The 14,259-nt window shown below is 54.9% G+C and carries 8 protein-coding genes and 3 rRNA genes; 6 read left to right on the forward strand and 5 right to left on the reverse strand.

The window, feature by feature from the left end; genetic code table 11:
• The first annotated feature begins 13 nt into the window (after nt 1-13).
• On the forward strand, nt 14-352 hold the full coding sequence (locus ACVBEG_RS23715) for a tryptophan synthase subunit beta (protein ID WP_322177226.1): 339 nt from the start codon (nt 14-16) through the stop codon (nt 350-352).
• Between the two features lie 58 nt (nt 353-410).
• On the opposite strand, the gene lapD is transcribed toward ACVBEG_RS23715, so the two are convergent.
• Both lapD and lapG read right to left on the reverse strand, forming a co-directional pair.
• Nucleotides 411-2,357: a cyclic di-GMP receptor LapD gene (gene lapD / locus ACVBEG_RS23720; RefSeq protein WP_322177225.1), complete on the reverse strand. Its 1,947-nt coding sequence runs from the start codon at nt 2,355-2,357 to the stop codon at nt 411-413.
• An 8-nt stretch (nt 2,358-2,365) separates the two neighbouring features.
• On the reverse strand, nt 2,366-3,076 hold the full coding sequence (gene lapG, locus ACVBEG_RS23725) for a cysteine protease LapG (protein ID WP_369124889.1): 711 nt from the start codon (nt 3,074-3,076) through the stop codon (nt 2,366-2,368).
• 310 nt (nt 3,077-3,386) lie between these two features.
• Between lapG and ACVBEG_RS23730 the strand changes: the two genes are divergently transcribed.
• From ACVBEG_RS23730 to ACVBEG_RS23750, 5 genes are all read left to right on the forward strand, one after another.
• Nucleotides 3,387-4,160: a GntR family transcriptional regulator gene (locus ACVBEG_RS23730; protein WP_322177223.1), complete on the forward strand. Its 774-nt coding sequence runs from the start codon at nt 3,387-3,389 to the stop codon at nt 4,158-4,160.
• A gap of 711 nt (nt 4,161-4,871) precedes the next feature.
• On the forward strand, nt 4,872-5,648 hold the full coding sequence (locus ACVBEG_RS23735) for a DUF3050 domain-containing protein (protein ID WP_322177222.1): 777 nt from the start codon (nt 4,872-4,874) through the stop codon (nt 5,646-5,648).
• Nucleotides 5,645-6,601 (forward strand): diiron oxygenase, encoded by a 957-nt coding sequence (locus ACVBEG_RS23740; protein WP_322177221.1) that lies wholly within the window; start codon nt 5,645-5,647, stop codon nt 6,599-6,601. The genes ACVBEG_RS23735 and ACVBEG_RS23740 overlap by 4 nt, the downstream gene beginning before the upstream one ends.
• Nucleotides 6,598-10,071 carry a non-ribosomal peptide synthetase gene (locus ACVBEG_RS23745; protein ID WP_322177220.1) on the forward strand — a complete coding sequence of 1,158 codons (3,474 nt, stop codon included), beginning with the start codon at nt 6,598-6,600 and terminating at the stop codon, nt 10,069-10,071. The genes ACVBEG_RS23740 and ACVBEG_RS23745 overlap by 4 nt, the downstream gene beginning before the upstream one ends.
• A gap of 21 nt (nt 10,072-10,092) precedes the next feature.
• The gene (locus ACVBEG_RS23750) at nt 10,093-10,578 is read left to right on the forward strand and encodes an SRPBCC family protein (protein WP_322177219.1); all 486 of its coding nucleotides are present in this window, start codon (nt 10,093-10,095) and stop codon (nt 10,576-10,578) included.
• Between the two features lie 71 nt (nt 10,579-10,649).
• Here the strand turns inward: ACVBEG_RS23750 and rrf (ACVBEG_RS23755) are convergent.
• The 3 genes from rrf (ACVBEG_RS23755) to ACVBEG_RS23765 all read right to left on the reverse strand — a co-directional run bounded on the left by rrf (ACVBEG_RS23755) (nt 10,650) and on the right by ACVBEG_RS23765 (nt 14,026).
• Nucleotides 10,650-10,765: ribosomal RNA gene (gene rrf / locus ACVBEG_RS23755) — 5S ribosomal RNA — on the reverse strand.
• Between the two features lie 108 nt (nt 10,766-10,873).
• Nucleotides 10,874-10,989 (reverse strand): 5S ribosomal RNA (gene rrf, locus ACVBEG_RS23760).
• A 146-nt stretch (nt 10,990-11,135) separates the two neighbouring features.
• Nucleotides 11,136-14,026: ribosomal RNA gene (locus tag ACVBEG_RS23765) — 23S ribosomal RNA — on the reverse strand.
• Nucleotides 14,027-14,259: the final 233 nt, after the last annotated feature.

The raw sequence follows: 14,259 nt of genomic DNA on the forward strand, positions 1-14,259 counted from the left end.
CGAGGTTTTACCCATGTTCTACGTGCAACGTGATCAACAGGGGGAGCTGGTCCGCGTGGAGGGCGTTCCTTACGTGGAAGCGACTGAAACACTTCCTCCAGACAACCACGAGATTCAAGCCTGGTATGCGAACGATGTGATCGAGAACAGCCTCAAGCAGCTCAAGCAGAGCGACTTTGAGATGATTCGGGTGCTTGACGACCTGATTCAGGTACTGATCAGCAAGGGCGTGATCCGGGTGACCGATCTGCCGCCTGCGGCGCAGGCCAAGTTGATGGACCGTACCCAGGCACGGGAAACGCTGGGCGGGTTGAACCATTTGATCAATGATGACGAGACGGGTTTGATCTGATTCTGTTTATGGCTTGAGGGCCTATCGCCGACGCGCGATCAGGCCCGATTGGTCATCCTTACTTCCAGGGCGCCGGATCACCAAACAGCTGACCTTGCACACCTTCGATACCCATCTCGCAAATAATCTGCAGCTCAGCGTCGGTTTCCACACGCTCGGCAATCAACGGCAAATCGATGCTGTGCGCTGCGCGTTGGATGGCTTCGATAAACAGGCGTTTATGGCTTTCCTTATCGATGGTCCGAATGTAACTGCCATCGATTTTCAAGTACGCCAACCCCAAGTGCGCCAGGTTGCCGATCATGCTGAAACGGCCGCCGAAGTGTTGCACTGCCAAGGTGAACCCCAGTTCTCGCAGGCGTCGGGTCAATTGCTCTAGGACACGCTGTTCCGGCAGTTGCTCTTCACCGATTTCCAGGGTCAATCGAGGCCCGAGTCGTGCTTGCTGTTTCAGGGTCTCGAAGACTTTATTCAAGGCTTTTGGATCGGCAAGCGTGGCCGCAGAGAGGTTCAAGGCCAGCGCTTGATCATGCTGGGCCATCTGTTGCAGGACCAACTCAAGCATCAGTTGGTCCAGCCGCGTCGACCAGCCGAATCGTTCGAGCCAAGGCAGGAAACGCCCCGCAGCAATGGTCTGTCCCTGCTCATCAAGCAAGCGGGAAAGCACCTTGTAATGCAATACGTGTTGAGGATTACGACTGTCCACTACCGGCTGAAAGAACAGCTGGAAGCGACGCTGGGTCAGTGCCTGGTCCAGCAGGTTGTTCCAGGCGTGGTGATCGTCGCCCAAGCTGATGGCGGCGCTGTGCTCAATACAGCTCCAGCTACGCTCGCCCTCGCTTTCAGCCTGAGACAACGCCTGGTCGGCAAGGCCGAGCAAGGTTTGCGGCGAGTCGCCGGGGCTGTAGGGTGCCAGGCCGATGTACGCTACAGGCGTCACATCCGACGCCCCAGTGGCTTGCAGGCTGAGCAGCGCGCTTTCCAGATTTTGAGCAAGTTGCAGCGCTTCGGCGCGCAGCATTTTTGGCGCCAGCACGGCAAATTCGCCGCCACGGCTGCGGGTGATGAGGTTATTGGTTTCCGGATAATGCGCGCATTGCCGAACCAATTGCTCGCCCACCGCGCGCAGCAGTTCATCTGTGCGCTTGCCGCCCAGACGCTGGTTCAACCCGACCAAATCCTTGACCCGCAGCAACAGCAGATAGCCCGAACTGGCCTCTTCCAGGTTGCTGACCCTGGCGTTGAGCTGCATGTCGAAATAACGACGGTTGGCCAGGCCGGTAAGGCTGTCCTGATATGACTCGACCCGCAGCTTTTCACTGCGTTCAGTGTTTTCCTGAAACAGGGCTTTGAGCTTCTCGACCATCTGGTTCATAGCCTGGACCACGCGACGCAGCTCCGGGGTACGCGGCAGTTCGGGCAGGCTGAGGAATTCGCGGCGGCCGATAGCGTGGGATTGCGCCACCATATAATCAAGAGGCCGCAACTGCCGACGCAGCAGCAAAGCACCCAGAACTGCGCTGACCAGACCGCAGATCAGCAACCAGGCGAGGCTGCCTAGCGCGCTTTGCCAGAGCTTGGCCAATGCGAACATCGGATGGCTGACCACTTCGACCCGTGCAGCCTGCTGCCAGCCACGGCTGACAATCGCATCGCCACCAGCAGCTTCCAGGCCGATCAGTTTAACGAACCAGGCCGGTACGGTGCTGCTATCGGGGACGCCAGAACGCTCGACAATGATCTTGTCGGTGGCCAGATCGATGACGCGGATGCTCGAATAATAGCCACTGTCGAAGATTGAACTGACCATCAGCTCGACCATCGTCGGGTCATCGATATTGGACGTCAACGACAGCGCGAGAGAGGTCGCCGCATCTTGTGCATGGGAGCGCAATTGATTGACGTATTGCGTGCGCGAACTTTCCAGGCTGACTATGAAGCTGCCGCTAAAGGCGACAACCAGGAACACACAAATAGCGATCAACAACTGTTTGAACAGAGACATCGGAACTCCTAAAACTCGGGCTCAGCCGGGAAGCCTTCGGCTTGCATTTTTCTCAACACATCCTGCCAGCGTGACAATCGTTTTGTGTCGCTCACTCTCTTATTGCCTTTGGCGCCAGGCAACCACAACCCTTCACCATTGAATGCATACACCGGCAACAGGTCCGTTCGTTGGCTGGCGGGTTTGATTGCATCAATCAGGCTGTCGAGCACCAAGGGTTCAGCATTCGGGCTTGAGTAGTAGGTCAGCACCATGTGCGCACGATTCAGGCGCAAGGCTTTGACGTAAGTGATCAACAGTTTTTCGCTCGGAACGCCCAGCCGCCTGAGGCTAAAATATTTAGCGATAGCGTAATCCTCGCAATCGCCAGCCCCCTTCCATAGTGATTCGATGGGCGTCGCCCAATAGTCGATTTCATGCCAGTTATCTATGTCTTCTACATAACGAATTTGGCGGTTGAAGAACTGATTGACTACTTCCAGCTTTTCCCTTTCGCTGATTTGTTTCTCGGTCGACAACAGGTGCTGCCAGGCATCAATCCGCTGACGGCCCTCGCCCAACGGACCATACAAAGCCTCGGCCCGACGGCTGATCAAGGAAAAATCCCAATCGGCATGCAGGCCGCCCACCAACACACTGGCCAAGAGCAACGCAAAAGAGAGCCATCGCCCTAGTCGATGACAAGGCTCTCGCCGATAAAATGCAAAACGTGCCGCCAATTGAAGTTAATCCGTGCGGTCATCCGAGAACCGGTCGATGGTGCGGGTTCAATCAGGAAAAAACAATGGCATCGTGCGATCACTTACAGCGGAGAATCGGCTCATCCTGCAGCACTGAGAAGATGATGCGCACGCTTGCTCTGCAACCCTGGCGACATTAAATCCATTTCTGTCCTAAACTGCGGAAAGCCAAGCGCAACGGGTATTTCAGGGCGTTCAGATTACTTTCTTTCAAAGGTCTACACGTTTTCTGGCTGTCTTTATTGTGGGCTGGATCCAAAAAACAATTCAAATCTATAGAAGCGCGCGCATGTCAAAAACCGACAACGAAAGCTTTTTGAGCGGCGTCCTGGGACGTGAACAACTGCCTTCCCACTTGGCCAGAGCCGTCATCGAAGAAAAACTGCGCAATGCCATCCTCGACGGACGCTTACCCAGTGGTACGGCGTTGCGTCAGCAAGAACTGGCAACCCTGTTTGGCGTCAGTCGTATGCCGGTGCGCGAAGCGTTACGCCAACTGGAAGCTCAATCCCTGCTAAGGGTCGAGACACATAAAGGTGCAGTGGTTGCGCCACTGATTGCGGAGGATGCGGCCGATGCCTACGCCCTGCGCATCCTGTTGGAGTCGGAGGCGTTGCGCCTATCGATTCCTCATTTGGACGAAAGCGATATAGCAACAGCCCATCACTGTATTGAAAGGCTGGAAAGCGAAACCGATTACGCCGAAATCGGTATGCTAAACCGCATGTTCCATATGGCGCTTTACACCAAAGCGCCCAATAAAAGATTGCTGCGCCTGGTTGAAGACGGGCTCAATGAAGAAGAGCGCTTCCTGCGCTTCAATCTCTCGGAAATGGGCCTGGGTAAGCTCTCGCAGGATGATCACTGGGCGCTGCTCAATGCCGCCCGCGACAAAGCCATTGATAAAGCCGTGGCGATGCTCGAACACCACCTTAACCGGGGTGTTGAAGCCGTCACCCGATACTTGGGCAGTCGTTCACCCACCGCGCCACGCAGTGCCAAGGCACGTCGAGCGATTGCAGGCAGATCAGACCCGCTGAAGGATCCGCTACAACCGTTGTGAAACAAGCTTGATTAAGGTCCCCGACACCGGATCTCCTCCACGTATTCCGGGCGACCTTTTTCGCAACGCCCTCCCCTCTAGCGCCTCGCGCTGACCTGCTTCTACAAGCGCGACCGGCTTGCGGTCGCGTTCGTCTTCTCTTCATTGCCGCGTCTATCGCAGACTTTGCTTCGGCATCAGAGTAGAAACCTTCAAAACCCCTAGCGCTGTCCAAGGAGTTTGTCGAACGGGCAAGGACCCACTGGAAGGAATTCCAGCGCTGCCTAAAAAAACGAAAATATAACTTCTCCACTATTGAGTGACCCTGAGTGAGGCATTCACTCGTTAGTAAATATTCTGACTTTAATAGGCCGGAAGGGTTACTTGCTGCCAACTAAAACCTAGCCCATGGTTTTTAGCTGGCACGGTATTACTTAAAAAAGACGCCACCACAAATAATATAAAAATAACTTGCCTGACACTTTTGAAGTGCTTTAACTTTTCCTTCGTCGCCACTGACCATTCAATCGTGCTCCGCCTGAAGCCCTGCCGGGCCTGACCCTGCAGCCCAATGGACACAACCACCGACGGCAGATAACTGCTTATTCACGCATTCAACTTCGAGGCTTCTATTCGTCTAAATTAAAGAGCCACACCCCGTGCGCCGACAATGTTCACCCACTGAGTTAACCCACTGACCGTTGATTGAAAGTCCCCACTAAGGTGCTCCCCATGAACAACTTCGAACTTAGGCTTGATCGTAAAAAAGCAGCACTCAGCAATCACCCCATATTTTCTGAAATCGATTCAATTCAGGTGCTGCGACGTTTCATGGAAACCCATGTATTTGCCGTATGGGACTTTATGTCCCTGACCAAGCGCTTACAGCAAGAATTGACCTGCACCCAGCTTCCGTGGCTCCCCCCCAGAGACCCCAAGGCTGCGCGCCTGATCAATGAAATCGTATTGGGTGAGGAGTCGGACGCCAAATTGAGCCACGGTCATTACAGCCATTTCGAGCTGTACCTGGATGCCATGCGCGAAGTCGGCGCCAATACGCTGCCCATCGAGCGCTTCGTCGCACTGCAAAAAGAAGGCGTTAGCTATGAAACCGCGCTGCAGAATGTCGGTGCTGGACAGGCTGCTTATTGTTTCGTCAAACACACTCTCGACACCGCGCTGCATGCACCCGCTCATCGTGTGGCAGCAGCATTTCTGCACGGACGGGAAAGCGTCATCCCGCTGATGTTCCAGCGCATCCTCGACGATTGGGGCATCACCGTTGAGCAAGCGCCCACCTTTCACTATTACCTGCAACGCCACATTGAGGTCGACTCCGAAGATCACGGCCCTGCAGCTCAAGAGCTTCTGGCACGACTGGTCAATGGCGACGAACAGCGTCAGCGCGACGTTTATGAAGCTGCCATTGCAGCCATCGAAAGCCGGATGACCCTCTGGGACAAACTGCGCCTGAGCATGCGGGCTGAACAGATGGAGTCCCACGTATGATTGCCGATGACTATCAGTCCTTCGCCGATGCCTGGGAGGGTCGTGCGACGATTCGCACGCGCCCGCGCCGGATCATCGAAAACGATGAAAAGCTCATCTATCCACTCAGCCGCCAGCCCTTGGTCCTCAGTGAAACGTTCACCCGTGAGTGCGCACACTTGCGCGATTTCGCCCTGACGCAAAGCCTCTACAAATTCATCAATGACGTGGTGATTTTCGAGACAGAAATCGTCGACAAAACGGCGCGTGGGATCGCCAAAAACCACTTTGCGATTCGCTTCCCCTTTGCCTGTCGTTACGACGCCATGACCATCGTCGTTGATGAGGATTACCACGCCCTGGTCGCGATGGATTTCATGCAACAGACCATCGCCCTGACTGGCATCGAGCCCATCGAGCTACCCCGAGAAATCGAGCTGAGCCGGGCGATACCCGCCGCCCTGACCTTGGCCCCCGAGCATCTGCGCAGTGCGGTTGAACTGATTTGCGTGGCCATCGCCGAGAACACGGTGACTAACGATGTCGCCGCGTTCGCCAAGGACGAGTCGGTCAAACAATCGATCAAGGGGATGATGGCCGACCACCTGCTTGATGAGGGACGGCACTCCGGGTTTTGGGCGCGGCTGGTGCGTATCTACTGGCATACCGCGCCCGAGTCGGACCGCGAAAGCATCGCGCGGATCATGCCGGTATTCATCCGCCAGTACCTGACCCACGAGATCCAGAAGGGTTTCGACTTCACGCTAATCGATCACCTGGCGGTCGCCGAGTCAGTCAAACAAGCGCTCAAGGACGAAGCCTTGGCCGTGACCTTCCCGATCAATCGTCATCACCCGCTGGTGGGCAACATCGTGCGCTTTTTCAACAGCAGCTCGGTGCTCGAATCCCCCTGTGTACAGCGTGCGCTGGCTGACTATCTGCCCGGCTCTATCAGCCAAGGATCACTGCGATGAAACGTCTTGAGATTGTGCTGATTGGCCAGAGCCTGGCCTTGAACACACTGATTGCGGAGCTGGAGGAGCATGGTCATCAGTTGCATCGTTTGACAGATCCCCGGGCGCTGGACCTGTGCCTCTGTACCGACGCGTGCATGCTGATCGAGGATGGCAGCCTGACATTGACCGCACAGCAGGAGAAAGCCTTTGGCGCGCGCCCCCGTTTGGGTTTGCGCGTCGGGCTCGGTCCCGTTACGGATCATGGCCTGCCACAACTGGAGTTGCTCTGTTGGTTCGGTACTGCCTCCGGGCAACGCCTGATATCGCGTCAATTACTGGTCGCCGACACCTCGGGCAATGGTCGGGTATTACGCGACTCCGCGATTGCGACGCTGGTGGAGACCGTCGCGCTGCACGTCAGCCGTCTATCTCGCGATGCCGAGTATTTTCTTCAAGCACCCACTGTCGAGCCCCCTCACGCGGCGCAGCAAAAAGGGCTGGGCATACTCGAACAACTGGCGTTCGAACACCGATTCAACCGCACCGTTCAGCCACATCTGCTAGCGCTCGCCGAGATACCGATGATTGTGCGCCTGGATCAGAGTCTGTTGCGGTTTGCCGAGCGGACTGCGCTGAACATCGGCGGCAAGCAGATCAGCTATGAGGCTCTGCATGCGCACAGCCTGGCGATCCAGAAACGGTTGCTGAGCGTGCTGGCAGAACAGGGGACCGGGCCGGATGATGGCCCGCCGGTGATCGGTATCTGCATGCCGAAATCAGTCGCCCTGTTTGCCGCGATCCTCGCCATTCTTGGTTGCGGTGCTGTGTATTTGCCGCTGGACCCGAGCCAGCCAATCCAGCGTCAGCAGTACATTCTGGAAAACGCCGGTGCCGTGCTGCTACTCCATAACGGACAACATCCGCTCGGTGAGCAATGGCCAGGGCTAGACATCAGCCATGTGGGCGCGGATGAGCGCGACCCCATGCGCTCACTGATGCGCCAGCGTCCCACCCGTGAGGCGCCGTGCATGGCGCTCTACACATCGGGCACCACGGGTCACCCTAAAGGTGTATTGCTCAGCCAGCGCAACCTCAGCCATTTCACGGCCTGGTACGCCGAGCAGGTGAGCCTGTCCGAGCACAGCCGCGTGCTTCATTTCTCGACGCTTAGCTTCGACTCTTCAGTGATCGACATCTTCCCGACATTGCTCAGCGGCGCGGAACTGGTAGTGCCCAGTGAAGAACAGCGCCGCGATCCTCTGCTGCTGGTTGAGCTGCTTGGTCAACACATCAGCCACGCGTTTCTGCCACCCGCACTGCTGAGCATCCTGCCGCTCGAACGGCCACTGGGGCTTGACCATCTGATGACCGGTGGCGATGTCTGCGAGCCGTACGTCATCGAGCGGCTGGCCGGGCAATGCCGTTTCTACAACCTTTATGGCCCGACCGAGGCGACGGTGCTGGTCACCTGTGGGATGTTCCACGCGGACAGCAGCAATCGCAATCTGGGTCTGCCCATTGCCAATAGCCAGGTGCTGATCCTCGACGAGCAATTTCAACCCGTGCCCGAGCAGACGCCCGGCGAGCTGTATATCGCCGGACCGGGCGTATGCCTGGGTTACCTGAACAACCCGACACAGACTGCAGAACGTTACCTGAACCTGCAATTGCCTGGAGGCCGAAGCCTACGGGTCTACCGCACGGGCGATATCGGCAAATGGACCGACAGCGGCATCGAGATCTGTGGCCGACGCGATAACCAAGTGAAAATTCGCGGCTTTCGCGTCGAGCCCGAGGAAATAGAACATTGCCTGCGTGGCAGCCAGTTGTATCGGCAGGTGGCGGTGGTCGTCGATGCGCAACGGCGGATTATGGCGTTTGTTGCCCAGCCACTGCAGGACCAACCCAGCGTAGCTCGTCAGGCGCTGAGGGCTCATGCCGAGCGAATGTTGCCCGATTATATGCGCCCCGCCACGTACACCGAGTTGGTGAGTATGCCCTTCGCCAGCAATGGCAAGGTCGATCGTAAGGCGTTGCTGGAGCTGCCGGTCTCCTTCCTCGACGTGCAGTTGCGACGCCTGCCGGAAACAGCTGTAGAGCAGCAGCTACTCACTCTCTGGGCAGAGTTACTTGAGATGCCGTCTGCCGATATCTCCACGGAGGAAAGCTTCTTCAATCTCGGTGGCCACTCAATCCTGCTCTCACAGATGCTATTGGGGATTCGTGAACAGTTCGGGCGAGGCATCCCGATCAACCGCTTCATCGAAGCCCCGACACTGCGCACGCTTGCGACACTGATCGATAACGACGGAGCACAATCGTCCGCGTGCACCGTCAGCGCGCAAGCACTGCTTGATGCCAATCCTCAGCTGGACATGGCGGTATTGCCTATCAACCAGTTGGGAGATGTGCATAAGGTGGTTGTCACTGGCGCCAATGGCTTTCTGGGCGTGCATATTGTTCAAGCCCTTCTTGATTGGGGTGCCAGTGAGATTGTTTGTCTGGTTCGTGAAGGTGGCGGACAAAGTGCACAAGCGCGCTTCGCTCAATCACTGCGAGAAAACCGTCTCGAGCATCTGGACCTGAGCAGGGTGACGGTTTACCCCGCAGACATCACTCAACCGCAACTGGGCCTCAGCGCCGAAGTGTACGAATACATCGACCGTGAGTTCGGCGTACTGGTGCACAACGCAGCCAATGTTAACCATGTTCAGGATTACGAAACGCTGATCAAGGATAACGTCGAACCCATTTTCGAATGCCTGCGTCTGTGTGAAGGTCGTAGCAAGAAAATCTTTAATTTCGTTTCTACGCTATCGGCCTGCAGCACCATTGATGCCGCCGGCAACGTGCTGGAGCAACCGGCCGCCGCATCCCCACCGATCTATATCAAGAATGGTTACAACCTCTCCAAGTGGGTTGCCGAGCGCATCCTGCAACGCGCCAGTGATCAGGGCGTATGGGTAAACATCTACCGACCCGGCAACATCGCGTTCAACAGTGTCACCGGCGTCTGCCAACCCCACAAGAACCGATTGATGCTGATGCTCAAGGGCTCTATGCAATTGGGCCAGGTGCCCGAGTTCGCCATGAACTTTGATCTAATGCCCGTCGACTTCCTCGCCCGTTTCATTGGCTTTCATGCCAGCCGTTATCAAGCCAGTCATGCGGTATTCAACCTGCACAACCCCGAACTGCTGAGCTGGACTGACTACGTGGCTGCGTTCCGTGAGGCGGGGCGGGAGTTCGAGATGGTCAGCACTGCACACTGGCAAAAACAACTCAGCCGAGTCGACAACCAGAACGCGCTATTCGGGGTGCTGGGGTTCTATCTCGATGGCTTTGAAGAAGACATCGGCGATATCTCAATGATCCAGCACGACAACGCCCGAGCCGGTGTGCGGCGTATGGGCGAGTGCTATCCGCTAAAAACAGAGGCACTGCTGCACAAAGGTTGCGAGTACCTGAAAGAAATCGACTTTATCTAAACCAACCCGCTGGAGAACATCATGAATACCCTCAACACATTGGAAAATCTGCAACCGGACACCCTGATCAGAAACCCTGAAAGTTGCCGTGTGGTCTCTGCGGTAGAAGTAGCAAGTCATGCGCGAAGCGTGTGGGGTATCGTCGGTAATTTCGCTGGTTTTCCGGCGTTCATTCCGGCGCTGGACGCCTGCGAGATGACCGGAAGTGGCGTGCGTTCGATACGCAAAAAGCTGTTCAAGGATGGCAACGTAGTGGTCGAACAGCTTAACTCTCGCGACGATGACGCGCGTTATATGACCTGGTCGCTGATATACACCACCCTGCCTATCGGCAATCTATGGGCATCCATGACCGTAGCAGAGCAAGGTGATGATCAGTGCCGCGCGACGTGGACAATCGTCGGTGAGCCGTCTTCAGACTGGCCGGACTCATTGCCAGCGTTTCAAGCATTCCTGCAGGCTTTTGCCGACGATGCGATGAACAACGTGCGCACTATGTTCGCCTGACATCTACGCTTTAGTAAGCCGCAAAAACAAAACCCCTGTCTGCATCAGCAGACAGGGGTTTTGGAATTCAATCTTGACGATGACCTACTCTCACATGGGGAAACCCCACACTACCATCGGCGATGCATCGTTTCACTGCTGAGTTCGGGATGGGATCAGGTGGTTCCAATGCTCTATGGTCGTCAAGAAATTCTGATGCCGATCCGTTACAGGGGTAACGTGCCAGCTAATTTCGGTAACTCTCACTAAAACAAAACCCCTGTTTGCGTAAGCAAACAGGGGTTTCGGAATTTAATCTTGACGATGACCTACTCTCACATGGGGAAACCCCACACTACCATCGGCGATGCATCGTTTCACTGCTGAGTTCGGGATGGGATCAGGTGGTTCCAATGCTCTATGGTCGTCAAGAAATTCGGCTGCCGGATCGTCGTGCTTGCGCGCAACGGGCCAACTAATGGGGATGTGATAGATCTGTGGGTTGTTGCCAATTTTCGGTTTGTGTCGTCTTCACACACCGCAATCTGCTCTTTCGACGCAAATTGCTTGGGTGTTATATGGTCAAGCCTCACGGGCAATTAGTATTGGTTAGCTCAACGCCTCACAGCGCTTACACACCCAACCTATCAACGTCGTAGTCTTCGACGGCCCTTCAGGGGACTCAAGGTCCCAGTGAGATCTCATCTTGAGGCTAGTTTCCCGCTTAGATGCTTTCAGCGGTTATCTATTCCGAACGTAGCTACCCGGCAATGCCACTGGCGTGACAACCGGAACACCAGAGGTTCGTCCACTCCGGTCCTCTCGTACTAGGAGCAGCCCCTCTCAAATCTCAAACGTCCACGGCAGATAGGGACCGAACTGTCTCACGACGTTCTAAACCCAGCTCGCGTACCACTTTAAATGGCGAACAGCCATACCCTTGGGACCGGCTTCAGCCCCAGGATGTGATGAGCCGACATCGAGGTGCCAAACACCGCCGTCGATATGAACTCTTGGGCGGTATCAGCCTGTTATCCCCGGAGTACCTTTTATCCGTTGAGCGATGGCCCTTCCATACAGAACCACCGGATCACTAAGACCTACTTTCGTACCTGCTCGACGTGTCTGTCTCGCAGTCAAGCGCGCTTTTGCCTTTATACTCTACGACCGATTTCCGACCGGTCTGAGCGCACCTTCGTACTCCTCCGTTACTCTTTAGGAGGAGACCGCCCCAGTCAAACTACCCACCATACACTGTCCTCGATCCGGATAACGGACCTGAGTTAGAACCTCAAAGTTGCCAGGGTGGTATTTCAAGGTTGGCTCCACGCAGACTGGCGTCCACGCTTCAAAGCCTCCCACCTATCCTACACAAGCAAATTCAAAGTCCAGTGCAAAGCTATAGTAAAGGTTCACGGGGTCTTTCCGTCTAGCCGCGGATACACTGCATCTTCACAGCGATTTCAATTTCACTGAGTCTCGGGTGGAGACAGCGCCGCCATCGTTACGCCATTCGTGCAGGTCGGAACTTACCCGACAAGGAATTTCGCTACCTTAGGACCGTTATAGTTACGGCCGCCGTTTACCGGGGCTTCGATCAAGAGCTTCGCGTTAGCTAACCCCATCAATTAACCTTCCGGCACCGGGCAGGCGTCACACCCTATACGTCCACTTTCGTGTTTGCAGAGTGCTGTGTTTTTAATAAACAGTCGCAGCGGCCTGGTATCTTCGACCGGCATGGGCTTACGCAGTAAATGCTTCACCCTCACCGGCGCACCTTCTCCCGAAGTTACGGTGCCATTTTGCCTAGTTCCTTCACCCGAGTTCTCTCAAGCGCCTTGGTATTCTCTACCCAACCACCTGTGTCGGTTTGGGGTACGGTTCCTGGTTACCTGAAGCTTAGAAGCTTTTCTTGGAAGCATGGCATCAACCACTTCGTGTGCCTAAGCACACTCGTCATCAGCTCTCGGCCTTAAGATCCCGGATTTACCTAAGATCTCAGCCTACCACCTTAAACTTGGACAACCAACGCCAAGCTGGCCTAGCCTTCTCCGTCCCTCCATCGCAATAACCAGAAGTACAGGAATATTAACCTGTTTTCCATCGACTACGCTTTTCAGCCTCGCCTTAGGGACCGACTAACCCTGCGTCGATTAACGTTGCGCAGGAAACCTTGGTCTTTCGGCGTGGGTGTTTTTCACACCCATTATCGTTACTCATGTCAGCATTCGCACTTCTGATACCTCCAGCAAGCTTCTCAACTCACCTTCACAGGCTTACAGAACGCTCCTCTACCGCATCACCTAAGTGATACCCGTAGCTTCGGTGTATGGTTTGAGCCCCGTTACATCTTCCGCGCAGGCCGACTCGACTAGTGAGCTATTACGCTTTCTTTAAAGGGTGGCTGCTTCTAAGCCAACCTCCTAGCTGTCTAAGCCTTCCCACATCGTTTCCCACTTAACCATAACTTTGGGACCTTAGCTGACGGTCTGGGTTGTTTCCCTTTTCACGACGGACGTTAGCACCCGCCGTGTGTCTCCCATGCTCGGCACTTGTAGGTATTCGGAGTTTGCATCGGGTTGGTAAATCGGGATGATCCCCTAGCCGAAACAGTGCTCTACCCCCTACAGTGATACATGAGGCGCTACCTAAATAGCTTTCGAGGAGAACCAGCTATCTCCGAGCTTGATTAGCCTTTCACTCCGATCCACAGGTCATCCGCTAACTTTTCAACGGTAGTCGGTTCGGTCCTCCAGTTAGTGTTACCCAACCTTCAACCTGCCCATGGATAGATCGCCCGGTTTCGGGTCTATTCCCAGCGACTAGACGCCCTATTAAGACTCGCTTTCGCTACGCCTCCCCTATTCGGTTAAGCTCGCCACTGAAAATAAGTCGCTGACCCATTATACAAAAGGTACGCAGTCACCCAACAAAGTGGGCTCCCACTGCTTGTACGCATACGGTTTCAGGATCTATTTCACTCCCCTCTCCGGGGTTCTTTTCGCCTTTCCCTCACGGTACTAGTTCACTATCGGTCAGTCAGTAGTATTTAGCCTTGGAGGATGGTCCCCCCATATTCAGACAAAGTTTCTCGTGCTCCGTCCTACTCGATTTCACTGCAAAGAGATTTTCGCGTACAGGGCTATCACCCACTATGGCCGTCCTTTCCAGAACGTTCCGCTAATCTCAATACAGCTTAAGGGCTGGTCCCCGTTCGCTCGCCACTACTAAGGGAATCTCGGTTGATTTCTTTTCCTCAGGGTACTTAGATGTTTCAGTTCCCCTGGTTCGCTCCATACACCTATGTATTCAGTGTAAGGTAACGGTCTTATGACCGCTGGGTTCCCCCATTCAGACATCTCCGGATCAAAGTCTGTTTGCCGACTCCCCGAAGCTTTTCGCAGGCTACCACGTCTTTCATCGCCTCTGACTGCCAAGGCATCCACCGTATGCGCTTCTTCACTTGACCATATAACCCCAAGCAATCTGGTTATACTATGAAGACGACATTCGCCGAAAATTCGCAATTTAACTCACAAATTTTACCTTAGCCCGTAACACCACCAGTGAAAGTGCTGTCCGGTCTAACTTTCTATCACATACCCAAATTTTTAAAGAACGATCTAATCAAAGACTAGAAATCAACATTCACCATCGAACCGATGGAATGCTCATTTCTAAACTCTACAATACAGAAGCAGT

Source organism: Pseudomonas sp. GG8 (genome assembly GCF_052976945.1).

Excerpts from the sequence above, each read along its gene's own strand:
- ACVBEG_RS23740 (WP_322177221.1), top strand. The coding sequence starts at position 5,645 with ATGATTGCCGATGACTATCAGTCCTTCGCCGATGCCTGGGAGGGTCGT.
- lapD (WP_322177225.1), bottom strand. The coding sequence starts at position 2,357 with ATGTCTCTGTTCAAACAGTTGTTGATCGCTATTTGTGTGTTCCTGGTT.
- ACVBEG_RS23745 (WP_322177220.1), top strand. The coding sequence starts at position 6,598 with ATGAAACGTCTTGAGATTGTGCTGATTGGCCAGAGCCTGGCCTTGAAC.
- ACVBEG_RS23750 (WP_322177219.1), top strand. The coding sequence starts at position 10,093 with ATGAATACCCTCAACACATTGGAAAATCTGCAACCGGACACCCTGATC.
- ACVBEG_RS23730 (WP_322177223.1), top strand. The coding sequence starts at position 3,387 with ATGTCAAAAACCGACAACGAAAGCTTTTTGAGCGGCGTCCTGGGACGT.
- ACVBEG_RS23715 (WP_322177226.1), top strand. The coding sequence starts at position 14 with ATGTTCTACGTGCAACGTGATCAACAGGGGGAGCTGGTCCGCGTGGAG.
- ACVBEG_RS23735 (WP_322177222.1), top strand. The coding sequence starts at position 4,872 with ATGAACAACTTCGAACTTAGGCTTGATCGTAAAAAAGCAGCACTCAGC.